The following is a 26,848-nucleotide window of genomic DNA, read 5'->3' as shown; positions in this document are numbered from 1 at the left end:
CCCCCGAGGCGCCCCGCCGCGCCCCCGAGCCGCCGGCCGCGGCCGCGCGCCCGAGCGTGCTCGTTACCCCGCCGCCGCGCCGCGAGGAGCCGCGTCGTGAGGAGGCTCGTCGTGAAGAGCCCCGTCGTGAGGAGCCCCGTCGTGAGGAGCCCCGCCGCGAGGAGGCCCGTCGTGAAGAGCCGGCCCCGCAGCAGCGGCCCGCCGCGCCGGCGCCGGCGCGCCAGCCGGAGCTTCCGCGCGAGGCCCTGTCCGGCCGTGCGAGCGGCGGCTGGCTGTCGGAACTGCTGGCCCGGGCCTCCGTCGAGGACGACGCGCCCGCGCCCCGCAAGCCCGAGCTGCGCGCCTCCATCCCGCCGGAGCGCGAGCGCGCGCCGGCCGCCAAGGCCAGCAGCGCGGCCGACTCGCTGGGTTCGCTCTCCACCGACATCGCCCGCATGATCGACCATGACGAGGCGGTGGAGCTCTGGGCCCGCTACACGGCCGGCGAGCACGACGTGTTCAGCCGCCGCATCTACACGCCGCAGGGCCAGGAGCGCTTCGACGAATTCCGCCGCCGCTACCGCCGCGACCCGGAGTTCCGCGACACCGTGAACGCCTATGTGCAAAAGTTCGAGGAGCTGCTCGGCGAAGTCGCCCCCGGCGACCGCAACTCGACCCTGACCCGCTCGATCCTCACCTCGGACGAGGGCAAGGTCTACACCATCCTGGCCCACGCCTCGGGCAAGTTCGACTGACCTGCGGCGTAGTCACCTGCTCAAAAGGCCCGGGAGCGATCCCGGGCCTTTTTGTGCTTTATGGCGCCCAATTCTCTCCGTCATCCCCGGCGGCGCGCAGCGCCGGGAAGGGGATCCAGTGGTGAGCGCCTTGGCCCTGGATACCCTTCCCGACCTGCTCCGCAGGTCGCCGGGGATGACGGCGGAGGATCGGCGCGACGATTGTGGCGCTTCAGCGCAGCGACCGGGGCCACCCTCCCCGTCATTGCGAGCGCAGCGAAGCAATCCAGTCTAACGCCAGCCTTTTAGACTGGATTGCTTCGCCTCCGGCTCGCAATGACGGCGAGGCRTTCGGAGGAGTGCAGGAGTGGCCGGCTCCACCAATGACCTCATCCTGAGGAGCAGGCCCGCTTGGGCCTGCGTCTCGAAGGACGAGGGGGTCCAGAAGGCTGGAGGACGCAGCTTTCTGGAGCCCCTCGTTCTTCGAGACGCGTCGCCAAGAGGGGACGCTCCTCAGGATGAGGGGACGGCGGCTCGCTGCGAGACACACACGTGCAGCGACCGGGGCCACCCTGCCGTCATTGCGAGCGCAGCGAAGCAATCCAGTCTAACGCCAGCCTTTTAGACTGGATTGCTTCGCCTCTGGCTCGCAATGACGGCGAGGAAGCTGAGAATTGGCGCCTCAGCGCGCCCAGCGCACCACGTCGGCGAACACGCGGCTGGCGGCCTGGTCGAGGGCCAGGGCGGCGGTTTTGCCGGAGATGTCGCTGAGCGGAACCGCGCCCTTGAACACGCGCGAGGCCGTGATCTTGCCGGACGTGTTGTTCACGATCTTCACCGAGAGCTCGACGGTCGCCTGCGCGCCGCCGTTCACGCTCACGCCGAAGAAGCGGATGTCGGTCTGCACGATGGAGTCGGGGTTCACGCCGACGCCGGCGCGCGCCACCGCCCTGCCCTGGTTTTCAAAAGCCTGCACGAGCCGCGTCTGCAGGAGGCGCGGCAGCCGGTCGGACCACTGCACGCCGCCGACGGACGTCACCGACCCATCGGCCGACCGCACCACGATCCGGTCGGATTCGAGCGGCTGAAGGGCGGTGGGCTCGGCCACCACGAGCTGGCTGCGGCCGGGGCTCTGCCGCGCGGCGCCGACCGGCGCGGTCAGGTCATAGACCTCCGAAGGCGTCGAGCTGCCGCACCCCGCCAGCGCGAGCGCCACGAAGGCCGCCGCCAGCACGGGCCGGAGGGGTGAACGCAACCGGGCCGGAGCGGCGTGGGAAAGGGACGCGGGCATGGCGGGGAATGGCCTCGGGCAAGGGGGCGTCGACACTAACGGCCCCGATATTCGGGAAGGGAAGGCTTGCCGCCAAACAGCAACTGCTGGGGGTTCTGCTGCAGGCTGCGAAGAGTGCGGTTGAGCTCGCCGAGCGCCTGCTTGCCGTCGGAGGCGAGCGACTGGTAGTCGCGCAGCGCCGGCCCGGTCACGCGGTTGATGCCGGCCGTGATCTCGGAGGTCCGCTTGTCGAGGTTGTCGGCGAGCACGCGCACGGATTTCGCCATGTCGCCGATGCTGCCCAGCGCCGCCTTGGTGTCGTCGGAACCCAGGAACGTGCGCACGCTGGCGAGCACGCTGTCGACCTGGTCGGCGGCGCGGTTCAGCTTGGCGGTGAGCTCGTTGGCGTTCTTGATCACGTCGTCGACGCGCTCGCTGTTGTTGCCGAGCGCGGCCGTGAATTTCTCGACGTTGTCGACCGAGCGCTGGATCTTGTCCGCGTCCACCGCTCGCAGGGTGCGGCCGGCGTCCGCCAGCACGCCGTCGAGCTTCACGGAGGTGTCGTTGAGGCGGCTGGCGAGCGTCGAGGCGTCGCGGATGAACGCCGCGATGCGCTCCTTCTCGCCCGCCACCGAGCTCGTGATCTGCTGCAGGTTGGCGACGACCTTGTTGACGTCCTCGGGGTTTACGGCCTTGACGACGTTGTCCACCGTTTCGGTGAGCTTCTGCAGGTCCACCGACAACGACGCGATCTTGTCGGCCGCGTTGCCGGTGGAGGACAGGAACTTGTTCACGCCCTCGGAATTCGACGCCAGCGCGCCCGAGAAGGTCTCGATGTTGCGAACCGTGGCGCTGATGGAGCCCTGGTTGTCGGCCAGGATCTGGTCGGCTCGGCCCAACACGTCGTCGGCTTTCTTGGCCAGCCGCTGGGCGCTTTCGAGCAGGTCCTGGAAGTCGGACCGGTCGGCGTTGATGGCCGGCGGCTCGGTTCCGTTCTGCACCAGCTTGGCGCTGTCGGGTCCGCCGCCGGAGAGCTGGATGGAGGCGACGCCGGTGAGGCCCTGGAACTCCAGCCGCGCCTTGGTGTCCACGTTCATGGGCGTGGCCGCGTCGATCTCGATCCGGGCGATCACCTTGCTGGGGTCGTTGGGCGCGAGCTGGATGGACGTCACCTCGCCGACGCGCAGGCCGTTGTAGAGAACCTGGGCGCCGCGCGAGAGGCCGGACACCGATCCGTTGAAGACGATCCGGTAGGTCGCCAGCTTGGCGCCCGCGTCCTTGCCCGAGAACCAGAACACGAATCCGAACGCGGCGGTGAGAACCGCCAGCGTGAACAGCCCGATGAGCGCGTAGTTCGCGCGGGTCTCCATGCCGTTACCTTCCTGCCGCGGCTTCGCCCGTCATGTGACGAGCGCGCTCACCATGAAAATAGGACCGCAACCACGGATGGTCCGACTTCAGCATCGTCTCGATGGGCCCCGCGGCGATCACCTTTCCGTCGCCGAGCGCCGCGATGCGGTCGCACGCCGAATACAGGCTGCCGAGGTCGTGCGTTACCATGAAGACGGTGAGTCCCAAAGTCTTCTGCAAGGTCGAGATCAGTTCGTCGAAGTCTTGCGCGCCGATCGGATCGAGGCCGGACGTCGGCTCGTCCAGGAACACGATTTCGGGATCGAGCGACAACGCTCGCGCGAGCGCCACTCTCTTGATCATGCCGCCCGAGAGCTCGGACGGAAACCGGTCCGCGACTTCGGGCTTCAGGCCGACGAGCTCCAGCTTCAGCAACGCGAGCTCGTCCATGAGCTCGTCCGAAAGCTTGAGGTGCTCGCGCATCGGCACCTGAACGTTCTGGCGCACCGACAAAGACGAGAACAGCGCGCCCTGCTGGAACAGCACGCCCCAGCGCCGCTCCATCGCCTTGCGGCCAGGCCCGTCGAGCTCGTCGACATTCTGGCCGAACACCTCGATCGTGCCGCGCCGCTTCGGCACGAGCCCCAGGATGGTGCGGGTGAGCACCGACTTGCCGGTGCCGGACGCGCCCACGAAGCCCAGGATCTCGCCCCGATACACGTCGAGGTCGAGCCCGTTCATGATCAGCTTGTCGCCGAAGCCGACAACGAGGTCGCGAACCGAGATGATCACCTCACGCTCCGCGTCCGCGCCATTGGCGCGTCCGTCGGGCTGGGCGCTGGGGGGAAGGACGTCGGTGGCCATGTTCAATATTTGATGGACGCGAAGAACATGGCGAAAAGACCGTCGACCACGATCACCATGAAGATGGATTTCACCACCGAGGACGTGACCTGACGTCCCAGCGATTCGGCCGAGCCCTTCACGGCCAGCCCCTCGATGCACGCGATAATGCCGATCACCAGCGCCATGAAGGGCGCCTTGATGATGCCCACCATGAAGGTGTTGAACGCGATGGCGGAGCGCAGCCGGCCGAGGAACACCTCCTGGCTGATGTTGCCATAGAGCCAGGCGACGACGCCGCCGCCGAACAGGCCGGCGATGTTGGCCAGGAAGGTGAGCAGCGGCAGCGCCAGCATCAGGGCGAGGATGCGCGGAACCACCAGCACCTCGATGGGGTCGAGCCCCATCACCCGCAGCGCGTCGATCTCCTCGCGCATCTTCATGGAGCCGATCTCGGCCGTGAAGGCCGAGCCCGAGCGGCCCGCGATCATGATCGAGGTGAGCAGCACGCCCAGCTCGCGCAGGGTCAGGATGCCGGTGAGGTCCACCACGAAGGGCGTCGCGCCGAACTTGCTGAGCTGGAAGATGCCCTGCTGCGCCACGATGCAGCCGACCAGAAATGAGATCAGCGTGATGATCGGCACGCTGCGGAAGCCCACCGCCTCCAGGTGGAACACCACCGAGGTGATGCGGAACCGCGCCGGGTTCACGATCATCCGCCCCATCGCGGCGACGAGCGAGCCGAGGAAGCTGACGCCGCCGACCACGTCGCGCCCGGCGCCGCACACCGTCGAGCCCACATCCGACAGGATGTCGACCACGGCCGAGCCTCGCGCCACGGTCTTCTGCCCGAAGTCGTGATACGCGACCTCCTGCAGGAGGATGCGCTTGGGCTCGTCCAGCCCGACGAAGCCGGCCTGCTGGCCGCCCGCCTCCAGCGAAGCCCGCGCCCGGTCCAGCACCCAGGCGCCGAGCGTGTCCAGCCGCTCCACGGCCGAAAGGTCGAGCAGCACGCGCTGCGCGCCCTCGGCCTCGCCCGCGAGCTTGCCGGCCTCCTCCTCCACGGCGGCGGCCTGCTCGGACGTCCAGCGTCCGATGAAACGCAGCCGCGCTTCCGCGCCGTTGCGTTCCACCACCACGTTTGCGAGAGGATCCATGAAGGGTCGGGTTCCGCGCGCCCGGAGCGGGCGCCTGTGCTGTTTTAGTTCATATTGGGACGGCGCGTGAATGGCGCGAACACAACCGATAAGCGTTTTCCCGCATGGTGTGACCCTTGGGCCAGCTTGCGCCCCGAATGGCGCGGCGGTGGCGCGGCGGCGAGCGCTGCGCTAGAGCGGTTCCGGCTTCCATTGCACGAGGTGATCCCATGCCCCGCAGCCTCTCCGTCGCGGTCGAGCGGTTTCCGATTGCGGGCGCGTTCACGATTGCGCGCGGGTCGCGCACCGAGGCCGTGGTCGTCACCGCGACGATCGGGGATCGCGGCGTGATCGCGCGCGGCGAATGCGTGCCCTATGCGCGCTACGACGAGAGCGTGGAGAGCGTGATGGCGCAGATCGAGGCGGCCCGCGCCTTCGTGGAAGGCGGCGGCGACCGCCACGGGCTGCTGCAGGCCATGCCGGCCGGCGCGGCGCGCAACGCCGTCGACTGCGCGCTGTGGGATCTGGAGGCCAAGACCACCGGCGTGCCCGCCCATGTGCTGGCCGGGCTGGACCGCGTGGCGCCGGCCACGACCTGCTTCACCATCAGCCTCGGCTCGCCGGACGTCATGGCGGAGGCGACCGCCAAGGCGGCGGACAGGCCCATCCTCAAGATCAAGCTCGGCGGCGGGGCCGAGGACGTGGCCCGCATCGCGGCGGTCCGGCGCGCCGCGCCCGACGCCGTGCTGGTGGTGGACGCCAACGAGGGCTGGCGCCCGGACGACATCGCCGCGCAGCTCGCCGCCTGCGCGGCCGCCGGCGTCGCCCTGGTGGAGCAGCCGCTGCCTGCCGGGCAGGACGACCTCCTCGCCACGCTCGACAGCCCGATCCCGCTCTGCGCCGACGAAAGCGCCCACGGCCTCGCCGAACTCGCCGCCACGGCCGAGCGCTACGACGCCATCAACATCAAGCTGGACAAGACCGGCGGCCTCACGGCCGCGCTGGAGCTGGCCGCCGCCGCCCGGTCGGCCGGGCTCGACATCATGGTCGGCTGCATGGTCGGCACCTCGCTCGCCATGGCGCCCGCCATGCTGCTGAGCCCCGGCGCGCGCTATGTCGACCTCGACGGCCCCCTGCTGCTGGCGCGCGACCGCGAGCCCGGCCTGCGCTACGAGGGCGGGCTGGTGTTTCCGCCCTCGCGGGCGCTCTGGGGCTGAGGCGCGAGCCGCCAGGCCGCAAGCGCGAAAACGAGCCCGAGCGCTGCGATCGGCGCCATCGCCAGAAACGCGCGGACGCCGAAGCCGCCATAGAGCGGCCCGGACGCCACCGTGGCGAGCGCCGACGCGAGCGAGATGGAGGCCACGAGCGCGCCTTGCAGCCGCGCCTTGGCGGCCGCCGGCGCCAGCGCCGCGAAGGCCCCGATCGTGCCCAGATGCGTGGCGCCGAAGCTCGCGCCGTGCAGAAGCTGCAGCAGCGTGATCGCGCCGGGCCCGGGCTCCAGCCCCATCCCGATCCAGCGCAGCACGGCCGCCGCGCCGCCGACGCACAGAAATCCATAGGGCGGCGCCCGCCCTCCCCCGACGCGCCCCATCAGGGAAAACAGCGCGACCTCCACCACCACGGTGACGGCCCAGAGGCCGCCCACGCCGGCGGGTGAGACGCCGGCCGCCTCGAAGGAGATCGACCCGAAGGCGTTCATCATCGAATGGCTGGAGTGGATCATGGCGGCGCTCAGGATGACCAGCACCAGCGCGCCCGGCAGGCGCAAGCGCCCCTCGCTGGGCGGCGCCGGGCGGGGCGCGTCGTCCCGGTCGAGATCCGCGACCAGGAGAGACGCGGCGGCGGCGCCCAGATAGGACGCGCCCAGCGCCAGCGGCACCACGGCCGCGCCCAGCCAGCCGACGGCGGCGCCTGCCAGCAGGGTCGCCAGCGTGAACGAGAGCGAGCCCCAAACCCGGATGCGCCCGTAATGCAGCCTCGGCCGGCTCTTGGCGGCCTCGATGGCGAGAACATCCGACAGCGGGATGATGGGGCTTTGCGCCAGCGCGATGCTGGCCATCAGCACGAGCAGCACCGGAAACGCCCAGCCCGGCGCCGCCGCGAGATAGCCGAAGCCGACCAGCAGGTTTGCGCCGACCAGAATGCGCCCCGCCGGGGCCCGCCCATCCGCCAGCCCGGCCGTCCAGGTGCTGGCCAGGATGCGCACCACCAGCGGGGCGGCCACCAGCAGGGCGATCTGGTCCGGACCAAGGCCCAGCCCGCGAAACCACACGGGCAGGAACGGGGACGACACTCCGATGCCGAAAAAGGTCGCCGCGTAGAGAGTGGAGAGCCGAAGCGCCACGGAAGTGTCGGACCGCATGCGCGAGATAGAGCATGATTTCAGCCCGCCGCGCGACAGGGGGCGGCGAGATCGCTGGGGAGCCGCACGGCGAAAAGCTTGAGCGCCAGCCTGCGAAATGTTGCTGTGCCAGCGAGGAGGCGGCGCGCCTGATTCGCCGCCCGAACCGAGCGCCATGGCCGAGACCCCCAGCACCCCGCTGAGCAGCGTGGAATACGAGGAAATCGAAGCCGCCGTGATGGAAACGTCGCGCGGGCGCTGGTTCCTGGCCGAATTCGCCAAGCGCAACCGGCACGCCGAGACGGAGCGCCTCATCGCCTCGCTGGCCCGCATCGAACGCGCGGTGTCGGCCCGTGACGTCACGCCCGATCCGGCCGTCGGCGTTCAGCGCGACCTCGCCGACATCGCCGACAAGATCGCCCGCACCCGCCACGACATCGCCCGCAGCGTCGCGGACGCGGCCGGCGCCGGCGAAGCCCCCGTGGCCGACAAGGCGTTCGACGATCTCGTGGCGGCCGCCGAGCTGGCCGACACGGAGGCGTTCGACGCGGCCGAGCAGATCCAGGAACTCGCCTGGTCGCTGCGTGAGACCGCCGAGAGCGCCGAGGTGGCGGGCGCGCTGGACGATCTCGACCGCCACGCGCAGGACATCTACCGCGCCTCGAACCGCCACGCGCTGACGACCGGGCGCGTGCGGCAGCTCATCACGGTGTTGCGCGGCATCGAGGGGCGCATCCAGGCGCTGCTGGGCTCCGACGCCCGCGGCGGCCGCGTGGCCGCGCCGGCGCAGCGGCCCGACGCCAAGCTGCCGGCCATGCGCGACGACGTGGTGTTCGTCGACAGCCAGACCGCGATGCCGACCGAGCGGCGCAGGCCCGCGCCCCCCGCCCTCCCGGCCGCGGATCGGCCGCCACCCGAGCAGCGCCCGGCCGCTCCGCCGCCCGCCCGGGTGGAGCGCACCGTTGATCCGCGCGTCGAGGCGTTCGCGGCCGTGGACGCGCTCAGCGTCGAGCAGAAGCTGGCGCTCTTCGTTTAGGCGAGAGGAACGTGCGGCTCCGTCGAGCCATGCGCCCCCCGTGACGCGGTTGCGCGCAATGGAGCTTTGCCCCGCTCGGCCGCCTGTGATCACATTGCGGGCAGCCTCGTCGCCGCCCGGCGGCCAATCTCGCTTTGCACCTCGCCCGCCGTCCTCAGGGTCGGCTCCGCCTGTCCGCCAGCCCAGACCCGCTCGTGAACGCCCTCCTCGGCATCAGCCTCAAGATCATCTCCACGCTTGCGTTCACGGCGATGTCGACGCTGATCAAACTGGTTGGCGCAGGCTATCCGACGGGCCAGGTCGTGTTCTTCCGTTCGTTTTTCGCGCTCGTTCCGCTGCTGATCTGGCTCGCGTCGCGCAACGAACTCATCGACGCGGTGCGGACCACCCGGTTCTTCGGCCATCTCCGGCGCAGCCTCGCGGGCTCCATGGCGATGTTCTGCGGCTTCACGGCGCTGGCGCTGCTGCCTTTGCCGGACGCGACCGCGATCGGCTACGCGACACCGCTGATGACCACGGCGCTGGCTGCGCTGGTGCTGAAGGAGGTCGTGCGCGTGTATCGCTGGAGCGCGCTCGGCGTCGGGTTTGTCGGCATGCTGATCATGATGATCCCCTACTTCAAGGCGGGCGGCGGCGGCATCTCGGGCGGCCAGGCGGTCGGGGCCATGTTCGGCCTGCTCGGCGCCTTTTGCGGCGCGGTGGCGTCGGTCGAGATCCGCCGGCTGGCGCAGATCGAGAAGACCGGCGCGATCGTGTTCTACTTCTCCAGCACCGCGGCGCTGTTCGGCGCGCTCACGGCGGTGTTCGGCTGGCGCATGCCGAGCTTGCACGACGGCGCCATCCTGGTGATGGCCGGGATCGCGGGCGGCGTCGGCCAGATCCTGCTGACATCGAGCTACCGCTTCGCGCCCGCCAGCGTGATTGCGCCGTTCGACTATACGAGCCTGATCTGGGCGCTCGCGGTCGGCTTTGTGGTCTTCGCAGACGTGCCGGAGCCGCTGGTGCTGGTCGGGGCCACGCTGGTGATCCTGGCGGGCCTCTTCGTGATCTGGCGCGAGCGCCAGCTCGGCCTGGAGGATCGCCGCCGCCGCGAGCGCGAAGCCGGGGCCCAGCGCCAGACATGACCGCCGAAGCGCCTGCCCCGGGGGCGCTGCTACGCGCGCTGCTCACCCTGGGCGTCACCCAGATCGCCGCCTGGGGCTCGCTGTTCTACACCATGGCGCTGGTTGGCCCGCGCATCCTCCACGAGACCGGCTGGTCCGAGGCGCTGGTGTTCGGCGGCTTCAGCGTCGCGATGATCGCCTCCGGCGCGGCCGCGCCCTGGGCCGGGCGGCTGATCGATCGCCATGGCGGCAGGCCGGTGATGACGGTCGCATCCCTCATCGGCGCCGCCGGGCTCGGCTTCCTGGCGCTCGCGCACGGGCCGCTCGCCTATCTCGCCGCCTGGGCGGTGATCGGCGTCGCGATGGCGGGGGCGCTGTATGACCCCGCCTTCGCCACGCTGGCGCAGATCGCGGGGCCGCAGACCCGGCGCGCCATTTCGCTGCTGACGCTGGCGGGCGGCTTCGCCTCCACGGTCTCGTGGCCGCTCACGCTGTGGATGCTGCGCGATCTCGACTGGCGGCAGGTGATCCTCGTCCACGCGGCCGGACAGGCGCTGCTCTGCGCGCCGCTGCACGCCTTCGGGCTGCCCGGGACGGCTCCGCGGCGCGCCGCGAAAGCGTCAGCCGACGCCGCGCCGCGCGCGTCCCTGCTGCGCGACATGGACTGGACCGCCTTCGCGCTGTTTGCGCTGGTGATCTCGGCCCACGGCCTCGTCACCAGTGGCCTCTCGGTTCACCTCGTGCGGTTGCTCGACCAGTTGGGGCTCACGGAGGCGCAGGGCGTTCTCGCGGGCGTCTTCATCGGCCCAGCGCAGGTGGGCGCGCGGCTGCTGGAGCTGCTGTTTGGCGGTCGGCTCAGCGCGCTCGCGCTCGGCGTGTTCTCCACCGCGATCCTGCCTTTCGCCTTCGCGTTGCTCGCATTCGCGGCGCCGTCCACCGCGGTCGCGATCGCGTTCGGGCTGGTCTATGGCGCGTCCAACGGCCTGATCACCATCGCGCGCGGCGTGGTGCCCTTCGCGCTGTTTCGGCGCGACCGCTACGGCGAGATTCTCGGCCTCCTGGCCGCGCCCGCGCTGGCCACGAAGTCGGCAGCCCCGATCGTGTTCGCGCTCGTGCTGTCGGGCGGCGGACCCGGCGCGGCGGTTGCGTTCTGCGCCGCCCTCGGCGTGCTGGCGGCCGGCGCGATGCTGCTGCTGGCGGTTCTGCGCGGCAACGCCCAGCAAGCCTGAACAAAGGTCCGCTGAAACGAACGCCGCGGCGGCGAATTGTGAGAAAGGCGCTGATGCGCGCTCGATTGGGCTGTTCCGGCTTTACAAACAGCCGTTCGTTTTTCAAAACAGTTCGAGCGTTGAGGGAGCAAGCGAATGGGCGTCGAAGGCCGCGAGCGGGTCAAGGTTCTGGACATCGGCGCGCACGCCCTGTCGGGCCAGCTGGGCAAGACCATCCAGCGCCTGCGCAAGGCCTACAACCTGTCGTTGTCCGAACTGGCCGAGCAGTCCGGCGTCGCCAAGTCGATCATCAGCCAGATCGAGCGCAACGAAACCAACCCGACGCTGGCCACCATCTGGCGCCTCTCGCAGGCGCTCGACGTGTCGATCGAGCGCGTGCTCTCCAGCGGCGACGACGAGCCCTTCATCGACAAGACCACCAAGGGCGACACGCCCATCCTGGTGTCGGACGACGGCAAGGTGCGCCTCGGCATCATCGGCTGGATCAAGACTGTCGAGTGGCTGCAGTGGTATGACGTCCAGGCCGAGCCCGGCGGCGTACTGGACTCCGACGCCCACCAGCGCGGCTCCATCGAGTGCCTTTCGGTGATCGACGGCGAGTTCGAGGTCGAGGTCGGCGACCAGATCCAGCGCGCCAAGGCGGGCGAAACCCTGCGCTACCGCTGCGACCGCCCCCACAGCGTCCGCTGCGTCTCGACCGCGCCGGGGCACGCCACGATGGTGTGTATCCTGAAGGCGGCCGTGATGGACTGAGGAGGGGCCTCCGCTAGCACGTCCGGGATTTTAGCGCACGAAGGCCCTCACCCCAGCCCTCTCCCTGTGCCAGGGAGAGGGGGCCCATTGCGGCTCGTTGTAGCCGTCGCGGTTCTTCGGGAAGCTCCGCGGAAAGAGGGCGCGGTGGGCGTGCGCGTCCCCTCTCCCTGGAACAGGGAGAGGGACAGGGTGAGGGCCCGCCGGGCAATCTGCGCTATGTGACAGTCAGCAGAAGGCGGCGCTCGACCGCCCGCTCCCTGCCCTCCCCCGCTTCGCGGGAGAGGGTTACGCGTCGAGAGACCGCCTCACTCCGCTTTTTTCGGCGGCCTTGGCGGGCTCGCGACGGCGGGCAGGCTCTTGATGTACTCAGCCATTGCGCCGCGGTCGGCGTCGCTGAGTTGGGACGTGTTCTTGATCACCGGCGCCATGGAGCCGCCCACGGCGTCGTATTCGGGCGTGAAGCCGGTTTTCAGCAGCTCGGCGATGTCGTTCTTCGACCACGACGCCAGCCCGCCCTTGTCCTGCGTGATGTTGGGAACGAAGCCCTTGCCTTCCGGGTCCGGCCCGCCCGAGAAGCGCTTGCCGTCCTCGATCGCGCCCGTGAAGGCGCGCGGCGAATGGCACTCGGCGCAGTGGCCGGGACCTTCCACCAGGTAGCGGCCGCGGTTCCATTCGGCGCTCTTGGCCGGATCGGGCTGGATCGGCTTGCCGTCCAGGAAAGCGAGCTTCCACAGCCCGAGCCCACGGCGCAGGTTGAACGGGAAGGGCAGGTCGTGGTCGCGCACCCGGCCCTCCACGGGCGGGAGCGTCTTCAGGAAGGCGAAGACGTCGGCGAGGTCCGACGACGCCATGCGCTGGTAGGAGGTATACGGGAAGGCCGGGTAGTAGTGGCGCCCATCGGGCGAGACGCCCTCCCGCATGGCGCGGATGAAGCTCGCGACCGTCCAGCCGCCGATGCCGTCGCGTGGATGAGGCGAGATGTTGGGCGCGTAGAACGTGCCGAAGGGCGATTGCAGCCCCAGGCCGCCGCCGAGCCTCGTCCTGTCGTCCTGTCCCGGAATGGCGTGGCAGGAGGTGCAGCCGCCCGCATAGAACAGCGTCTTGCCGTTCTCCAGATTGGGGGCCGACGCGACGGAAACGTCCGGCGCCCCGCGCAGGGCCTCGTAGGTGAACGGCGCAGTGAGCAGCCAGAAGCCAGCGGCCCCGAGCGCGGCCAGGATCACGAGGGCGATGGCGAGCTTCTTCAACTGAGACCTGCGAATGACGCCGTCATCCCCGGCGGCGCGCAGCGCCGGGAAGGGGATCCAGGAGTGAGCGCGGCGGCTCTGGATCCCCTTCCCCTACGCGGCTGCGTCGCCGCGGCCGGGGATGACCGTGGAGAAAAAAGCGCGTTCAGCTCTTCTTGACGCGGTAGCTCTCGTGGCACGAGCCGCAGTTCTTCAGCACGGCCGGGAAGTTGGCCTTGAAGCTGGCCTCGTCCTTGATCTCGGCCGAAGCCTTGGTGGCGTCCGCCTCGAACTTCTGGAAAGCGGCCTTGAAGCCCGCCATGTCTTCCCAGATCTTCGGCGCCGCAGTGGTCTCGCCGCCCGTCTTGGAATTGTCGGGGAACAGCGCCGGCATCTTCTTGGCCGCGTCCTGGTAGGTCGCGAGGCTCTTCTGCACCTTGGCGAGGTCGAAGGCGACTTCGCCCTTCAGCATGGCGCCCGGATCCTTGGTGGCTCCGCCCACGGACTTCATGATGTCCTTGCGCTGGGCGATGACGTCGCTCTGGGCGACGACGGCGGTCGCCCCGATCGCGATGGCGGCGGCGGCGATGACGATGCGAAGCATCCGATACTCCCCTCTGACCCGTTCGAACGGGCTCTGTTTGCAAGAAATCGCAGGTTGCCGTCAGCGTGGGCTAAACGCGAGGCGCGAGGGCGCAAAGCGAATCTTGCGTCTGTGCAAGATCAACTTTGCGTCATCGGCGCGCGTTGGACGCCCGGGCAGCCTGCTCAGGCCGCCCGCACGGTGGCGCTCTGGATCGCCGCGAACAGCCGGTCCGGCGTCGCCGGCATGTCCATGTCGCGCACTCCGAAGGCCCGGTCGAGCGCGTCCACGACGGCGTTCATGACGGCCGGGCACGAGCCGATGGAGCCGGCCTCGCCCGCGCCCTTCATGCCGAGCGGGTTCGTGGTCGAGGGCACGTTCCGGGTTTCGAAATGCAGGAACGGCACGTCCTCGGCGCGCGGCAGGCAGTAGTCCATGAAGCTCGCGGTGACGAGCTGCCCTTCCGCGTCGAACACGGTCTTTTCCAGCAGCGCCTGCCCGATGCCCTGCACGACGCCGCCATGCACCTGGCCGGCCAGCAGCATGGGGTTCACCGCGATGCCGAAGTCGTCGCAGATGGTGTAGCGCACCACCTTGGCGACGCCGGTGTCGAGGTCGATCTCGACCTCGGCGATGTGGGTGCCGTTCGGGTAAGTCGCGTTGGGGGGCGTGAAGTCGCCCTCCCCGGTCCGCGCCTCCCGGGTGGCTTCCGGCAGGTTTGCGAGGTCGACGAAGTCGATGCGCCGGTCGGTGCCGACCACGCGGACGCCCCCATCCGCGACCTCCAGGTCCGACACGCTGGCCTCGAGCTTCTGCGACGCGAGGTCCTTCAGCTTCTCGGCCAGCTTCTCGGATGCGACGAACACCGACACGCCGCCGACCGGGATCGAGCGCGAGCCGCCCGTGCCGTGGCCGGTCTTCACCGACTGGGTGTCGCCCTGGATCACCTTGATGCGCTCCAGCGGGATGTCGAGATGCTGCGAGGCGAACTGCGCATAGGCGGTGGCGTGGCCCTGCCCGTTGGACTGCGTGCCCGAATACACCGTCACGGTGCCGTCGGTCTCCAGCCGGATCTCGACGTCCTCGCCCTCGCCCCAGGCGGTGCACTCGATATAGGTCGCCATGCCGACGCCGCGGATCTTGTTCTCCTTGCGGGCCGCGCGGGCGCGGTCCTTGAAGCCGGCCCAGTCGGCCGCCTCCATGGCGCGGGTCATGTGGCCGTCGAAGTCGCCCGTGTCGTAGGTGCGGTCGCCGATCGGCGTGCTGTACGGCATGGCGCTGGCCGGAATGAAGTTCTTGCGGCGGATCTGCTCGGGCTTCATGCCGGTCTCGCGCGCGGCGCGGTCGACGAGGCGCTCCAGCAGATAGGCGGCTTCCGGCCGGCCCGCGCCCCGGTAGGCGTCCACCGGCACCGTGTTGGTGTAGACGCCGCGCACGCGCACATGCAGGGCCGGCGTGCGATAGACGCCCGTCATCATGGTGCCGCCCAGATACGGGATGTAGGGGCCGTATTGCGAGCAATAGGCGCCGATCTCGCCCAGGATGTCGAAGCGCATGGCCAGGAACTTGCCGGCCTTGTCCATCGCGACTTCGCCCACCGCGTAGTTGGAGCGGCCCTGCGCGTCGCCCATGAAGTGGTCGCCACGGTCCGCGATCCAGCGCACCGGGCGCTTCAGCCGCTTGGCGGCCTCGGCGGCCAGCGGATACTCGCGATAGCAGAACGTCTTGGTGCCGAAGCCGCCGCCGACGTCGCCGGTGACGACCCGGATGTTCTCCGGCTTGATCTTCAAAACCTGCGCGGCCAGCGTGTCGCGGATACCGTGCACGCCCTGGCTGGAGAGCGTCAGCGTGTAGCTCTTCGCCTTGGCGTCGTACTCGGCGATGACGCCGCGCGTCTCCATGTAGTTGGTGATCAGGCGGTTGTTCTCCACCTCGATCCGCACGACCTTGGCCGCGCCGGCGAAGATGGCGTCCACCTTGGCCTTGTCGCCCATCTCGGCGTCGAACGAGACGTTGTCCGGCTGCTCGCTCCAGACCGACGGCGAGCCCTTCTCCAGCGCGGCGCGCAGGTCGACGGCGGCCGGGAGCTGCTCCCAGCTCACCCCGATCGCCTCGGCGGCGTCCTTGGCCTGGTTCACGGTCTCGGCCACCACGAAGGCCACCGCGTCGCCGACATGCTTGGCGACGCCCTTGGCGAGCACCGGGATGTGGGCGACGTGGTTCTGCGTGCCGTCGCTGTTGGGCAGGGCCGCCTGGCAGGGCACGTCGCCCAGATGCGCCAGATCCTCATGCGTGAGGATCAGCTTCACGCCCTTCATGGCGCGCGCGGTCTCGAGGTCCGAGAAGGTGAAGCGCGCATGCGCGTAGGGGCTGCGCAGCAGCACGGCCTCGAGCTGGCGCTCGGGCTGGTAGTCGGCCGTGTAGTTGCCGCCCCCGGTCAGCAGGCGCTGGTCCTCGACGCGGCGGAGCGGCTGTCCGATGCCGAACTTCTTGACGGTCATGGTGATCCTCGAAGCGGAGCGAATGGGGGTATGGGAGGACGCAACTGGAAGATGGGCGCGGTCAGGGACCCGTCACGACGGGTTCGCCGTGCTGGACCCAGTCCAGCATGCCGCCGGCGTAATGGGCGTCGACCGTGACGCCGCCGGCCGCGGCGGCCGCGGCGGCGGTCAGGGAGCGCTTGCCGGAGCGGCAGGAGAAAACGATGCGCCTGCCCTGCGGATCGGGCAGCGCCGCGGCGTCGAAGGTGGACAGCGGAAACAGAACCGCGCCGGCGATGTGTCCGGCTTCCCATTCGTTCGGCTCGCGCACGTCCACCAGCAGGATGGAGCCGTCCGCCAGCCCCTTCTTGATGTCCTCGATCCCGAGATTCTCGACCTTGGGTCCGCGGCCAAATCCGAACATGCGCGCCAGTCCTCGAACGTTTCCGGACCGGACTTTAGCCCATTCGGTCGGCTTGGCCAGAGCCCTGCGCGCCCCGCCAAGCAAAAGGGGCGCGCCTTGTGGGCGCGCCCCGGATCGCATCAGGCGAGCGGCGGAATCCGCAGCACCTGGCCCGGATAGATCTTGTCCGGGTGGGTCAGCATCGGCTTGTTAGCCTCGAAGATCTCGTTGTAGTGGCTGCCCTTGCCCTTGCCGTACTGCTTCTCGGCGATGGCCCAGAGCGTGTCGCCCTTGACGACCGTGTACATGTTGGAGGCGGCCGTCTCGTTGTTGACAATCAGGTCGCTCTCCACCTCGGCCACGCCCTGCGTGTTGCCGAGCGCCAGGATGATCTTCTCGGCGTCGGCGGTGGACATCGCCTTGCCGGACACCTTCACCTTGTCGCCCTCGACTGTGACCTGGATGCCGTCGCCGCCGAGGCCGTGCTTGGCGACTTCCTTTTGCAGCGCATCCGGCTGCGCGGCGGCGGCGGGCGTCGCGCCGAACAGCTTCTCGCCGGCGTCCTTGATGAACTTGAACAGGCCCATGGTCCCACTCCCTTTGTGTTGTCGATCGATGAAGAGATAGGGCACATGCGCCGGGGTTCAAACAAGCAACCATGGGGCGAGTAGCCCGACCGGGCACGAAAAAGCCCGCGCGAATGGCGCGGGCTGGTCCGTCAGCGTGGCGAAAAAACTATTCGCCGGCGCGGAGCATCTTTTCCATCGCGGGTTCGGCGGGGTTCCAGATCGAATCCCCATCGAATTCGCCGTCGGCCGCCGTGGAGAGCAACTGCCCCAGGCGATTGCGGGCCCGGTTCACGCGGCTCTTCATGGTGCCGACCGCGCAACCGCAGATGTCGGCGGCTTCCTCGTAGGACATGCCGGAGGCGCCCACCAGGATCAGCGCTTCGCGCTGGTCGGGCGAGAGCTGCTGCAGCGCGTTCTGGAAGTCGAGGAAATCCATGTGCGAGTTCTGCGACGGCGCGGACGCGAGCCGGGCGGCGATCTGGCCTTCCGGATCGGCCACCTCGCGGCGGCGCTTGCGGTACTCGGAATAGAAGATGTTGCGCAGGATCGTGAACAGCCAGGCCGACATGTTCGTGCCCTCCGTGAACGATCCCAGATTGCTCCAGGCCTTCACGAGAGTTTCCTGAACGAGGTCGTCGGCGCGATCGATGTTGCCGGAGAGCGACATCGCAAAGGCGCGCAGGCTGGGGATCGCCCCGAGTAGCTCGGCTTTCAGGCTGGCGCTGCCTTGCGGATTCATTCCTGCTCTCCAAGCTTCTCGTCGAGCTTGTCCATGAGCTCCTTGAAGCGATCGGGAACCGGCTGGTTCAGCACCTCGTCGTACACCGCCCTCAGCTGACGGCCGATGTGATCCTGGATCTGCGGAACCATTCCGGGCGTCGACTCACGGCCGACAGCCACCGGATCCGCACCTGCGGGATCCGAGTGCAGAGCACTCTTGTTTTGCGTCATTGCCACCCTCCGGGGAGCACGGGACAACTGTCCCGCACAGCAGGATTGATCGCAGCCACAACGCATGATCGGGTGTACGGTTCCCGGAACGCTGGAACCTTTTTTTCAGCCGTACGTTGTGGCCCAATGCCGCGCCTAGGCACGGGCATCATTGGGGGCGTTATGCCGATTTCTCAGGCCATCTCACCACATCTGCCGTTTATGCGTCGCTTTGCGCGCGCTTTGACAGGCAATCAACGCATCGGCGACGTTTATGTTCAGGCGACACTGGAGTCGATCGTCTCCGATCCGTCGCGCATCGATTTGAATGGCGACGTCCGGATCGCCCTCTACCGGCTGCTGCTCGAAGTGTGGCGCTCGGTGCCGATCAACGCCCAGGTCGATCCCGGCCTCCCCGCCGTGGAGCTCGGCGCGCAGCGCAGCCTGGACGCCATGACGCCGCGCTCCCGCATCGCCTTCCTGCTGCGCTCGCTGGAAGGCTTCAGCACCGCCGAGGTCGCGCAGACGCTGGACTGCTCGCTTGGCGAGGCACAGGCGCTGCTGGACGCCGCCGGCCGCGAGCTCGCGGACCAGATCAAGACGGATGTGCTGATTATCGAGGACGAGCCGCTGATCGCGCTCGACCTGCAGAGCCTCGTGGAGGATCTCGGCCACCGGGTGGTGGACGTCGCCCGCACCCACAAGGAAGCCGTGGCCTCCATCCAGAAGCTTCGGCCGGGCCTGATCCTGGCCGACATCCAGCTCGCCGATGGCTCGTCGGGCCTGGAGGCCGTGAACGAGATCCTGGGCGCCATCGAAGTGCCGGTGATCTTCATCACCGCCTATCCGGAGCGCTTCCTCACCGGCACCCGGCCGGAACCGGCCTTCCTGATCACCAAGCCGTTCCTCACCGACACCGTGAAGGCCGTGATCAGCCAGGCGCTGTTCTTCCAGCGGCGCGCGCAGCGCACCGATAAGGCCGCCATTCCGGCCTGAACGAAAAAAAAGCCGCTCCGCAACGGCGGAACGGCTTTTCTATCGAAAAGATTGCGAAGGCGCTCGTTCGTGACGGGCGCCTTCTTCGTTTCAGCGGGTGATCATCCCGATGATCATGCCGGCGACGCCGGCGGCCACGAGCGCCGTCAGGGGGCTGCGGCGAACCGATTCCTCCAGCTCGGAGCTCAGCGTCTCGAGCCTCGCCTGCGTGTCCTCGGCGATGCCGCTGCCGGCGCGCGCGATGCTGCCGGCCGCGTCCGTGACCTGCCCGCGGGCCGTGCCGACGGCCTCGCGGACCTTCCCGGCCTGGGCCGCAGCCTCTTCCTTCACGAGCTGGGCGACAGTGTCGCTCAACTTGCCAAGGTCGGAGCGCAGCTTCGTCAAATCGTCCTTGACGTCGTCCGCGCCGCCGCCAACCGTGCTGTCGAAATCAGTCACGCGCGTCTCCTATGAGAGTCTTGAAGGTCAGAGCCTGCCGGTCAGCAGCAGGACGATCACGATCAGGATGACCACGCCCAGGATGCCGGACGGTCCGTAGCCCCAGCCGCGGCTGTGCGGCCAGCTCGGCACGGCGCCGATCAACAGCAGGATGAGGATGATCAGCAGGATTGTGCTGATGCCCATGATGAATTCTCCTGAACGTGTGCGGCCTTGCGGTCCGCTTGTTGTTGCCTCGGTTCCCGGCGTGAGAACCACGATCCCTGCGGCAACGTTCAGGGTATCGGGAAGGTTCCTGCAACCTGCGGCCGGCTGCCGCAGGCCGTATTCAAAGTAAAAACGGTTCGACGCTCCAGCGCGTCTACTCCGCGCACCAACGAGAACGGGACCCGCAACTGGTGCTGCGGATCCCGTTTGGCGCGGTTCGATCGGGCGGGAGGGGGCGTTCTAGCCCGAACCGTGCCTTGCTACTCCAACACGACATGCGGTCCCGAGTTCCCGCTCGGGACCCACAAGCCGGGGATCAGTGCGCTTCCAGCGAAGCGACGACCCAGGGGTTCCAGGGTGAGCGCTTTGCGCCCTTGGCGGACGCGTCCTGCTCGGGAGCCGACGTGGTGGCGCTGGTGGGCGCGCAGACGCCGTCCTGCTGCGCCTTCGCGCGGACGGGGGTCATCGCGACCGGCGTGCTCGCCACGATGAGGCTGGCCGCCGGGGCGCTGGCTTTCGCGGCTGCCGGCGCGTTCTTGACCACCGCGATGACGGGCGGCACGAAGAAGAAGGAGACCGCGACCGAGAAAGCGACGGTGGGAAGAATTCGCGACGCGTTCATCTTTGATCTCCGTGTAGATGCATTCGACAACGCCGCGACTCTAGGGAGGTTCCCGCGTCGCCGATGCGCGTTGGCGCACATCGCTCGCCAGCCGCCGCCTCGATTCCGTGGGGCCCCCGCCGACGGCGCGACGGCGGGTGGGAGGTTTGTACTTTCAGGTCTTCGCCCCCGGACCTAGTTGCGCCGGGACGATGACTTTCGAGCCGCGCGGGCCGGCGCTGGCGCACTCTCCGCCTCGCCACCTTCGGCTTCGCGCTCTTCGGCCGCTTTGCGCAGCCCCTTTCCCGAAGGCGGCGCGGCCCCGAGCACGTCCTCGGCCGCGACCCCGACGGCGCGGATCGCCGCGGTCTTCAGCCGCTCGCTGCGCTCCGGAGAATCCGCCGGCGCCTTGGCGGCGGATTCCACTTCTTCTTCGAGGGCCGCCACCACTTCGGGCCGGCCGAGTTCCTTGATGTCCTCGACATTCGGGTCGCGCGCCTGCTTGGCGACGTCACGATACCGGGCCAGCAGCGTGTTGAGCTGATCCTCCGACATCTCTTCCAGGTCGAGCAGCGTGTTGCGCGCCGAATGGGTCGCGCGAATGAGCTCGTCGAGCTTGATCTGGATGGAGGCCGACTCCCGGTTTTGCGTATTCTGGATCAGGAACACCATCAGGAAGGTGATGATCGTCGTCCCGGTGTTGATCGCGAGCTGCCACGTGTCCGAATAATGGAACAACGGGCCCGTGACGGCCCAAAGCAGGATCAGCGCGCACGACCCCACGAAGGTCATCGGGTTCCCGGCGAACTTGCTGGTCTTCGAGGCGAAGGCTGAAAACTTGAACGACATCGTCGAGACACTCCCGCCAACCCGGGCGTGTTCTTGCGACGACTTTGCGCCCCGGGTGTGGTGGAACGTCGCACCCTTGTGGCTGTTCCATTACGAATCCGCAATGCGGGAACGGGTCCGCACACAAACATACCGCCCGAAAACAAAAAGGCCGGCGCGAGGCCGGCCTTCCTGGAGTTCAACCCCGATCGGGGAAGCTCAGTAGTAATCACAAACCCGACGGCCATACGCGTCGTAATAGCAGTCCGCCGAACGACGCGGGGTCGTCGCCGCGCCCACCACGGCGCCGCCGGCCGCACCGATCGCCGCGCCAGCCAGAGCGCCGCCGCCACGGCCCGTCGCCGCGCCGCCGATCACCGCGCCCGCCGCGCCGCCCAGCACCGCGCCGGTGGCGGCCCGGTTGCCCTCTTCGGTCGCGCAGGCGCCGAGCGACAGCGCCACAGCCGAGATCATCAGGATCTTCTTCATCGTGTTCTCCTCCAGACAAACTGAACGCGAAACGTTCCATCCCAGGCCAACAGAAGACCCTGTGTCTCGTCGGCATTGCGGGTGGCAACGCATGTCAAGCCACAAAGGTTGCGATCGCGTCTCGGAAAGCCACAGCGGAGCAGTCGAATCAGTGCGATCGACAAGGCTTCCAGCGGCTCCGTCCCTGCCTGCCCGGGGGCGGAACCAACCTAAAGGGCCAGCGTTGGAGGACACAAACAAACCAGAGGAGCGCAGGAATGCCAGATAAGCAGCAGCGGTCGAACCGGGGCTTCGCTTCTATGGACGAGTCCAAGCAGCGGGATATCGCTCGCAAGGGCGGCGAAAGCGTCCCCAACGAGAAGCGCAGTTTTTCCCGTAATCCGCAGCTTGCCGCCGAAGCCGGCCGCAAGGGCGGTCGCAGCGTCGCTCCTGAGTCCCGCAGCTTCTCACGAGACCCGAAGCTTGCCGCCGAGGCCGGCCGCAAGGGTGGCGAGGCCTCGCACAGCCGTCGGATGAAGGACGCCGAAGCCGGTTCGCGCTGAAGCGTCAACCAGGCCTCTTTGCAGGCGTCGGCCCCGCTGCGGCGGGATCGGCGCCTTTTGCGTTTAAGCAGTCCCGCGTCTCCCGACGCCGAGCCTGGGACAAAACGCAAAACGCGGCGGGTGGAACCGCCGCGTTTTTGAAAACCGGAAGGGTGTGCGCTCAGGCGCCCACGGCCTCGCTGAGATTGATGTCGAGGACCCGCTCGCGCGTATGGCGGACGGCGGGCCGGGAGCCATTGGTCAGCGCAAGGATTTCGCCCTGCATGCTCTGCCAGGTCTCATCCCATGCCGCCGCGTCGCCGCGCGGCGGGTTCACGGCCAGGCGCACGGCCGCATGCCGGCCGGTCTGGCGGGCGAACATCTCGGGCGTGCCGGCGAACACGAGGTCAACGCGGCCCAGGACGCGACGCTCCAGGAGTTGCAGCGTTGCGGGCGCGTTGGGGCGCGCCGCGAGGTCCTCGGCGCAGTCGTAGATGCGCGTCGCCGGTGTCAGGTGCGAGCTGAACGCCATGGCGGGCGGCGACATGAGCCAGATCACGGTCGGCTGTCCGGTCTCGGCGAGAAGGTCGTCGAGCAGCTTGCGCAGCAGCGCGTTCGCGGTCCGGTCCGCGAGCCGCGGCGGCAGATGAGGCGTCGCCACCAGCAAATCGTCGCCCGCCTCTTCCCGCTCGAGCGAGCCGGCCCCTGCCCCGTCCGTCATCGGGTCGTCGAACACGATCACCCGATGATCGCGCGCCGCGCGCGTCATCAGCTCGCGAACCCGCGCGTCGTCCTCTCGCCAGCGGCGGTGCGCAAAGCAGATCAGCAGCGGCTTTTCTGTCTGCGACGGCTTTGCGGCAGGCGCGGAGGTGTCGGTGGGAAGAGACATGGGACGATCCTGAATTCCGGACGCGACGCATCGTGATCCGGCCGGTGAACCGGAATCGCGTCGCCAGATTGGGGCGGCTGCTTTTTGATGAGAACCAAGGGTCTGGAGTGAAACGTTCAAACCTCGCGAGGGTTCCAAGCCGCACGCCGCCATGGCGACGCACGGAACCGCGCCGGGCGACGCGCGTTCAGCCCGCTCCCAAGCCGGAGCCCCCCATGGCCGAACAGGACGCCGGGACTGATCGTCTCGCCGAATGCGCTGCGCTGCTCATCGGCGTCACCCGCATGATGCTGGACGCCGAACCCAAAGCCTTCGCGGCCTGGCTGCGCCGCGTCGCCGACGACATCGAGGCGGAGGCCGCGGAAACGAACCCCGGCGACCTGGCCGTCGAAGCCCGCTCCCGCCACTAACTCCGTCAGCCGTTCACGACCGTGCCGCCGTTCGGGTGGATCACCTGGCCGGAAATGTAGCTCGCATCCTCGCTGGCCAGGAACACGTAGGCGGACGCCACTTCGCGCGGCTGCCCGGGCCGGCTCATCGGCACGTCGGAGCCGAAGCTCTTCACCTTCTCGGCGTCAAACGTCGCCGGGATCAACGGCGTCCAGATCGGGCCCGGCGCAACCGCGTTGACCCGGATGCCGTCCTTGGCCAGCGCCATCGAGAGCGAGCGCGTGAACGCCACGATCGCCCCCTTGGTGGAGCTGTAGTCCAGCAGCTGCGGGCTGCCCTTGTAGGCCGTCACGGAGGTCGTGTTGATGATCGAGCCTCCCGCCTTCAGCAGCGGTCGCACGGCCTTGGCCATGAAGAAATAGCTGAAGATGTTGGTCCGGAAGGTGCGCTCCAGCTGCTCCTCCGAGATCTCGGTGATGTCCTCGCGCTGATGCTGCTCGGCCGCGTTGTTGACCAGCACGTCGACGCCGCCGAAAGCGTCCGCCGCCTTGGCCACGCAGTCGCGGCAGAACGCCTCCTGGCCGACGTCGCCCGCCATGGGAAGCGCCTTGCCACCCTCGGCTTCGATCAGCCGGACGGTCTCCTGCGCGTCCTCGTGCTCCTCCTTGTAGATGAACGCCACCGACGCGCCCTCGCGCGCCATCGCGACCGCCACGGCGCGGCCGATGCCGCTGTCGCCGCCCGTGATGATCACGCTCTTGCCATGCAGACGGCCGGCGCCGCTGAACCGGGGCGCATAGTCCGGCTTCGGGTTCATCTCGCTCTCGTGGCCGGGCTGGGACGCCTGGTGCTGGGGCGGGAGAGTCTGTTCAGGCATGAGGGCTCCGCTGGATGGGCGATGGTCAGGAATGCGGTCCGATGTCCGCCGGGGTCGGCGGCCGGCGCGGCGACCGCGCCAATTCGGGTCCCGCATAGGCTTCGAACTGCAGCATGGCGGTGGCCAGCGACCCGCAGGCCGCCAGCGAGGCGCAGGAGAGCGCCAGAACGGCGATGGGCGCGGCCTGCGTCTCGCCGGCGAAGATCAGGGATGCGATGCCGTGTGCATCCAGGGCCAGCAGGGCGCCCGTGAACGCCAGCCCGAGCACGAGGCCAAAGCTCGCATGGGTGAGCAGGAACCGCGGCCAGGCCGCGAGCGCTTGCGAGCTGTAGGGTTCGGGCTCCGGAGCCATGGCCGCCTTCCGATGGGTTCCACGGAGCAACGGGGCCTCTGGCTGTTCGTTCCCGGCGGTTCGGAACGGGCCTCAGCCCACCCACACCTTGGGCTCGCTCGGCTCGGCGCCGGGATCACGGATGTAGCTGCTCGGGATGTCGAGCCGCCACGAGAAGCCGGCCTCGGCATAGTCGAGTTGCGCCTTGCCATTCAGGGCGCGCGGAACGAGCCGCTCGATCACGGCGTGGCCGAACCCCTTGTGGCGGGGAGGCTGCACGGCCGGGCCGTTGCGCTCCGCCCAGTCGAAGATGAAGCGCGGCGCCTCGCCGGACGCATCCAACCGCCAGCTGATCGCGATCACGCCGGAGGGCACCGACAGGGCGCCATATTTCGCCGAGTTGGTCGACAGCTCGTGGAGCGCCAGGCCGATATTCTGCGCTGCCTCGGGCTCCAGCACGATGTCCTCGCCCTCGAGCGTGATGCGCGTGCCGATCACGTCGCGCCAGTGGCTGAGCTGCGTGCGCACCAGTTGCGTCACCGAGGCGCCCTGCCAGTTCTCGTTCACCAGGATGTCGAGCGAACTCGCGAGCCCCTGCAGGCGGCCCGAGAAGCGGGCTTCGAAATCACGCGCCGAGACGCTGGTGGTGAGCGTCTGGCGCGCCATCGCCTGCACCACCGCGAGGAGGTTCTTGGTGCGGTGCGTGAGCTCCCGCAGAAGAATGCGGTTATGCGTCTCGCGCTGCCGGCGTTCGGTGACGTCGACGCTCGCGCCCACCACGCCCACGATCGCGCCTGCCTCGTCGCGCTGCGCCTCGACACGCAACAGGTGCCACTTCTCGGCGCCCGGCCTCTCGACCCGGAATTCGCCCGAGGCGGGCTCGCCGGAGATCAGGACCCCGCCCTTGAGCTCGGTGAGCTTGCGGGCGAGCTCGGGCTTGAAGATGTCCGGATCGGTCTTGCCGACGAACTCCGCCGCCTCCCGACCCTCGAAATCGCTACTCACCCACGTGTAGGCGAGGTCGCGACCTTGCGTGAACACCGTGATGTCCGCGCCCTTCAGCGCTACCTGGAACCGCAGGATGGTGCTTTGCAGCTCCACGCTGACCTGCGCGAGCCGCTGCTGCACGAGCTTCTCGCTTGTCAGGTCGATGATGGCGCCGATCAGGCCGATCGGGGCGCCGTCCTCGCCCAAAAGCGGCTCGGTGCGGACCCGATACCAACGCCGGTCGCCATTGATCTCGACGCTGTATTGATGGTCGCGTGGCGCGCCCTTGGCCAGAACCTCGTCCTTCGCCGCCACCGCGATCCGGACGACGTCGGCGGGCAGGAAGTCTTCCTCCCGCAGCCCCCGGATGGTCTCCGGCGACTTTCCGAACAGTTCGCCGCTTACCCAGGTGAAGACCCGGTTCAGGTCCTGCGCGAACACGATCACGTTCGCGGCCCGCAAGGCCACCTGGAAGCGCTGCACCGCCCCGGCCAATTCGCGGGTGCGCGCAGCCACCTCCTCCTCGAGGCGTTCGTTGGCCTCGCTCAGACCCTTGCGGCTGTGGTCCACCACCCGCAGGAACCGGTAGGTGCTGAAGATCTGGTGCGCCCCGAACAGCAGGATGCCGAGCGCCGCGATGCCGCCGATCGCCATCTGCGTGCGCGCGGCGTTGCGGTAGCCCCGTTCGGACCGCAGCATCAGCACGCGATTATGATCGAGGAAGCGCACGATCTCGGCGCGCACGGCGTCGTGGTCGAAACCCGGGGCGGAGCCCCGCGCCGATGTGACCGCCTCGTCCCGTTTGCCGGATTCGACGAGGCCCAGCAGGCGCTCGGCCTCGGTGACCTGGGACCGCATGGCGTCACGGATCAGCTCGAGACGCTTGCGCTGCTCGGAATCCCGGACCGCCTCGAACAGCTTTGAGAGATGCTGGTCGGGCGCGGGCAGGAGGGATCGGAAACGTTGGCGCGCGGCCGGATCGTCCGAGATAAGGACGCCATATTCGGCCGCCAGCACGTCGCAATAGGACGCGTCCAGCCTGAACGCATGTTCGCGGACCTGGGCGGCCGCCATGTTGAGGGTCACGATCCGGTCCGTATTGAAGACCGCCAGCGCAGCCGCGAGCACGGCTGCGGCGAGCAGCGCCACCGCGAGCGCCGCCACCGTCACGCCACGATGAAACATTCCGGGAGTGCGACCGCCGGACGACGTTTCCCGTTCTGGTGTGTTCATCATTGCCGGAAAACGCCCCGACCCGGGGACTGCCCTCAAGCCGCCCTCTTGATCCCAACACGCTGCAACGCGCGTCGATCAACATTCGTTCCCATG

Annotated in this window: 29 protein-coding genes and 1 pseudogene; 9 read left to right on the top strand and 21 right to left on the bottom strand. The window is 68.8% G+C overall.

The genetic code is table 11. The annotated features are described in order from the left end of the window. Positions 1–734: pseudogene (locus tag AC1DSZ_RS09670) on the top strand (hypothetical protein); the annotation flags it as partial. A gap of 661 nt (positions 735–1,395) precedes the next feature. Here the strand turns inward: AC1DSZ_RS09670 and AC1DSZ_RS09665 are convergent. The 4 genes from AC1DSZ_RS09665 to AC1DSZ_RS09650 form a co-directional block, all read right to left on the bottom strand. Then, the gene (locus tag AC1DSZ_RS09665) at positions 1,396–2,004 is read right to left on the bottom strand and encodes an ABC-type transport auxiliary lipoprotein family protein (RefSeq protein WP_476838153.1); all 609 of its coding nucleotides are present in this window, start codon (positions 2,002–2,004) and stop codon (positions 1,396–1,398) included. 35 nt (positions 2,005–2,039) lie between these two features. Then, positions 2,040–3,353 carry an MlaD family protein gene (locus AC1DSZ_RS09660; protein WP_476838152.1) on the bottom strand — a complete coding sequence of 438 codons (1,314 nt, stop codon included), beginning with the start codon at positions 3,351–3,353 and terminating at the stop codon, positions 2,040–2,042. Positions 3,354–3,357: 4 nt separating this feature from the next. After that, positions 3,358–4,074, bottom strand: coding sequence for an ABC transporter ATP-binding protein (locus tag AC1DSZ_RS09655; protein WP_371875813.1), 717 nt, complete (start codon positions 4,072–4,074; stop codon positions 3,358–3,360). Between the two features lie 125 nt (positions 4,075–4,199). Next, complete coding sequence (locus tag AC1DSZ_RS09650; protein WP_476838151.1) at positions 4,200–5,333, bottom strand: ABC transporter permease; 1,134 nt, start codon at positions 5,331–5,333, stop codon at positions 4,200–4,202. A 209-nt stretch (positions 5,334–5,542) separates the two neighbouring features. On the opposite strand from AC1DSZ_RS09650, the gene dgcA reads away from it, so the two are divergent. Then, entirely contained in the window at positions 5,543–6,529 is a 987-nt protein-coding gene (dgcA, locus tag AC1DSZ_RS09645) for an N-acetyl-D-Glu racemase DgcA (protein ID WP_476838150.1), read from the top strand. Here dgcA and AC1DSZ_RS09640 read toward each other — a convergent pair. Further along, complete coding sequence (locus tag AC1DSZ_RS09640) at positions 6,481–7,674, bottom strand: MFS transporter (protein WP_476838149.1); 1,194 nt, start codon at positions 7,672–7,674, stop codon at positions 6,481–6,483. The genes dgcA and AC1DSZ_RS09640 overlap by 49 nt on opposite strands. Before the next feature lie 154 nt (positions 7,675–7,828). On the opposite strand from AC1DSZ_RS09640, the gene AC1DSZ_RS09635 reads away from it, so the two are divergent. The 4 genes from AC1DSZ_RS09635 (at position 7,829) to AC1DSZ_RS09620 (ending at position 11,774) form a co-directional block, all read left to right on the top strand. Then, positions 7,829–8,689, top strand: a complete 861-nt coding sequence (locus tag AC1DSZ_RS09635; RefSeq protein WP_476838148.1) for a hypothetical protein — start codon at positions 7,829–7,831, stop codon at positions 8,687–8,689. A gap of 194 nt (positions 8,690–8,883) precedes the next feature. Further along, the gene (locus AC1DSZ_RS09630) at positions 8,884–9,813 is read left to right on the top strand and encodes a DMT family transporter (protein WP_476838147.1); all 930 of its coding nucleotides are present in this window, start codon (positions 8,884–8,886) and stop codon (positions 9,811–9,813) included. Continuing rightward, entirely contained in the window at positions 9,810–11,021 is a 1,212-nt protein-coding gene (locus tag AC1DSZ_RS09625; protein WP_476838146.1) for an MFS transporter, read from the top strand. The genes AC1DSZ_RS09630 and AC1DSZ_RS09625 overlap by 4 nt, the downstream gene beginning before the upstream one ends. 135 nt (positions 11,022–11,156) lie before the next feature. Beyond that, positions 11,157–11,774, top strand: a complete 618-nt coding sequence (locus tag AC1DSZ_RS09620) for a helix-turn-helix domain-containing protein (RefSeq protein WP_476838145.1) — start codon at positions 11,157–11,159, stop codon at positions 11,772–11,774. A gap of 305 nt (positions 11,775–12,079) precedes the next feature. Here the strand turns inward: AC1DSZ_RS09620 and AC1DSZ_RS09615 are convergent, their stop codons facing one another. The 7 genes from AC1DSZ_RS09615 to AC1DSZ_RS09585 form a co-directional block, all read right to left on the bottom strand. Next, positions 12,080–13,021, bottom strand: a complete 942-nt coding sequence (locus tag AC1DSZ_RS09615) for a c-type cytochrome (protein ID WP_476838144.1) — start codon at positions 13,019–13,021, stop codon at positions 12,080–12,082. 145 nt (positions 13,022–13,166) lie between these two features. After that, on the bottom strand, positions 13,167–13,604 hold the full coding sequence (locus tag AC1DSZ_RS09610; protein ID WP_476838143.1) for a c-type cytochrome: 438 nt from the start codon (positions 13,602–13,604) through the stop codon (positions 13,167–13,169). Between the two features lie 164 nt (positions 13,605–13,768). Further along, positions 13,769–16,084, bottom strand: a complete 2,316-nt coding sequence (locus AC1DSZ_RS09605) for a xanthine dehydrogenase family protein molybdopterin-binding subunit (protein WP_476838142.1) — start codon at positions 16,082–16,084, stop codon at positions 13,769–13,771. A 61-nt stretch (positions 16,085–16,145) separates the two neighbouring features. Continuing rightward, the gene (locus tag AC1DSZ_RS09600; protein ID WP_476838141.1) at positions 16,146–16,487 is read right to left on the bottom strand and encodes a rhodanese-like domain-containing protein; all 342 of its coding nucleotides are present in this window, start codon (positions 16,485–16,487) and stop codon (positions 16,146–16,148) included. 119 nt (positions 16,488–16,606) lie between these two features. Next, positions 16,607–17,053, bottom strand: a complete 447-nt coding sequence (lysM, locus tag AC1DSZ_RS09595; RefSeq protein ID WP_476838140.1) for a peptidoglycan-binding protein LysM — start codon at positions 17,051–17,053, stop codon at positions 16,607–16,609. Between the two features lie 148 nt (positions 17,054–17,201). Further along, on the bottom strand, positions 17,202–17,774 hold the full coding sequence (locus tag AC1DSZ_RS09590; protein WP_188518967.1) for a sigma-70 family RNA polymerase sigma factor: 573 nt from the start codon (positions 17,772–17,774) through the stop codon (positions 17,202–17,204). Then, positions 17,771–17,986: a NepR family anti-sigma factor gene (locus AC1DSZ_RS09585; protein WP_476838139.1), complete on the bottom strand. Its 216-nt coding sequence runs from the start codon at positions 17,984–17,986 to the stop codon at positions 17,771–17,773. Before AC1DSZ_RS09585 ends, AC1DSZ_RS09590 begins: the two co-directional genes overlap by 4 nt. Before the next feature lie 162 nt (positions 17,987–18,148). Between AC1DSZ_RS09585 and AC1DSZ_RS09580 the strand changes: the two genes are divergently transcribed. After that, complete coding sequence (locus AC1DSZ_RS09580) at positions 18,149–18,961, top strand: response regulator (protein ID WP_476838138.1); 813 nt, start codon at positions 18,149–18,151, stop codon at positions 18,959–18,961. 90 nt (positions 18,962–19,051) lie between these two features. On the opposite strand, the gene AC1DSZ_RS09575 is transcribed toward AC1DSZ_RS09580, so the two are convergent. The 5 genes from AC1DSZ_RS09575 to AC1DSZ_RS09555 form a co-directional block, all read right to left on the bottom strand. Continuing rightward, positions 19,052–19,399 carry a hypothetical protein gene (locus AC1DSZ_RS09575; RefSeq protein WP_476838137.1) on the bottom strand — a complete coding sequence of 116 codons (348 nt, stop codon included), beginning with the start codon at positions 19,397–19,399 and terminating at the stop codon, positions 19,052–19,054. A 27-nt stretch (positions 19,400–19,426) separates the two neighbouring features. Further along, positions 19,427–19,585 (bottom strand): DUF3309 family protein, encoded by a 159-nt coding sequence (locus AC1DSZ_RS09570; protein ID WP_188518970.1) that lies wholly within the window; start codon positions 19,583–19,585, stop codon positions 19,427–19,429. A 337-nt stretch (positions 19,586–19,922) separates the two neighbouring features. Continuing rightward, complete coding sequence (locus tag AC1DSZ_RS09565; protein WP_476838136.1) at positions 19,923–20,228, bottom strand: hypothetical protein; 306 nt, start codon at positions 20,226–20,228, stop codon at positions 19,923–19,925. Between the two features lie 174 nt (positions 20,229–20,402). Further along, complete coding sequence (locus AC1DSZ_RS09560; RefSeq protein ID WP_476838135.1) at positions 20,403–21,056, bottom strand: low affinity iron permease family protein; 654 nt, start codon at positions 21,054–21,056, stop codon at positions 20,403–20,405. A 198-nt stretch (positions 21,057–21,254) separates the two neighbouring features. Further along, positions 21,255–21,524 (bottom strand): glycine zipper domain-containing protein, encoded by a 270-nt coding sequence (locus tag AC1DSZ_RS09555; protein ID WP_476838134.1) that lies wholly within the window; start codon positions 21,522–21,524, stop codon positions 21,255–21,257. A 257-nt stretch (positions 21,525–21,781) separates the two neighbouring features. Between AC1DSZ_RS09555 and AC1DSZ_RS09550 the strand changes: the two genes are divergently transcribed. Continuing rightward, on the top strand, positions 21,782–22,066 hold the full coding sequence (locus tag AC1DSZ_RS09550) for a con-10 family general stress protein (protein WP_188518974.1): 285 nt from the start codon (positions 21,782–21,784) through the stop codon (positions 22,064–22,066). Between the two features lie 160 nt (positions 22,067–22,226). Here AC1DSZ_RS09550 and AC1DSZ_RS09545 read toward each other — a convergent pair whose 3' ends face one another. Continuing rightward, entirely contained in the window at positions 22,227–22,934 is a 708-nt protein-coding gene (locus AC1DSZ_RS09545; RefSeq protein ID WP_476838133.1) for a glycosyltransferase family protein, read from the bottom strand. Positions 22,935–23,149: 215 nt separating this feature from the next. Between AC1DSZ_RS09545 and AC1DSZ_RS09540 the strand changes: the two genes are divergently transcribed. Continuing rightward, positions 23,150–23,344, top strand: a complete 195-nt coding sequence (locus AC1DSZ_RS09540) for a hypothetical protein (RefSeq protein WP_476838132.1) — start codon at positions 23,150–23,152, stop codon at positions 23,342–23,344. A gap of 5 nt (positions 23,345–23,349) precedes the next feature. Here the strand turns inward: AC1DSZ_RS09540 and AC1DSZ_RS09535 are convergent, their stop codons facing one another. From AC1DSZ_RS09535 to AC1DSZ_RS09525, 3 genes are all read right to left on the bottom strand, one after another. After that, positions 23,350–24,201: an SDR family oxidoreductase gene (locus tag AC1DSZ_RS09535; protein ID WP_476838131.1), complete on the bottom strand. Its 852-nt coding sequence runs from the start codon at positions 24,199–24,201 to the stop codon at positions 23,350–23,352. Between the two features lie 25 nt (positions 24,202–24,226). After that, complete coding sequence (locus tag AC1DSZ_RS09530) at positions 24,227–24,553, bottom strand: hypothetical protein (protein ID WP_476838130.1); 327 nt, start codon at positions 24,551–24,553, stop codon at positions 24,227–24,229. A gap of 72 nt (positions 24,554–24,625) precedes the next feature. After that, on the bottom strand, positions 24,626–26,704 hold the full coding sequence (locus AC1DSZ_RS09525; protein ID WP_476838129.1) for a PAS domain-containing protein: 2,079 nt from the start codon (positions 26,702–26,704) through the stop codon (positions 24,626–24,628). Positions 26,705–26,848 lie beyond the last annotated feature (144 nt).

The organism is Alsobacter sp. P4_H11 (assembly GCF_056400925.1).
The sequence above is the reverse complement of the archived record's forward strand: the minus strand, read 5'-3'. Positions and strand labels throughout refer to the sequence as shown.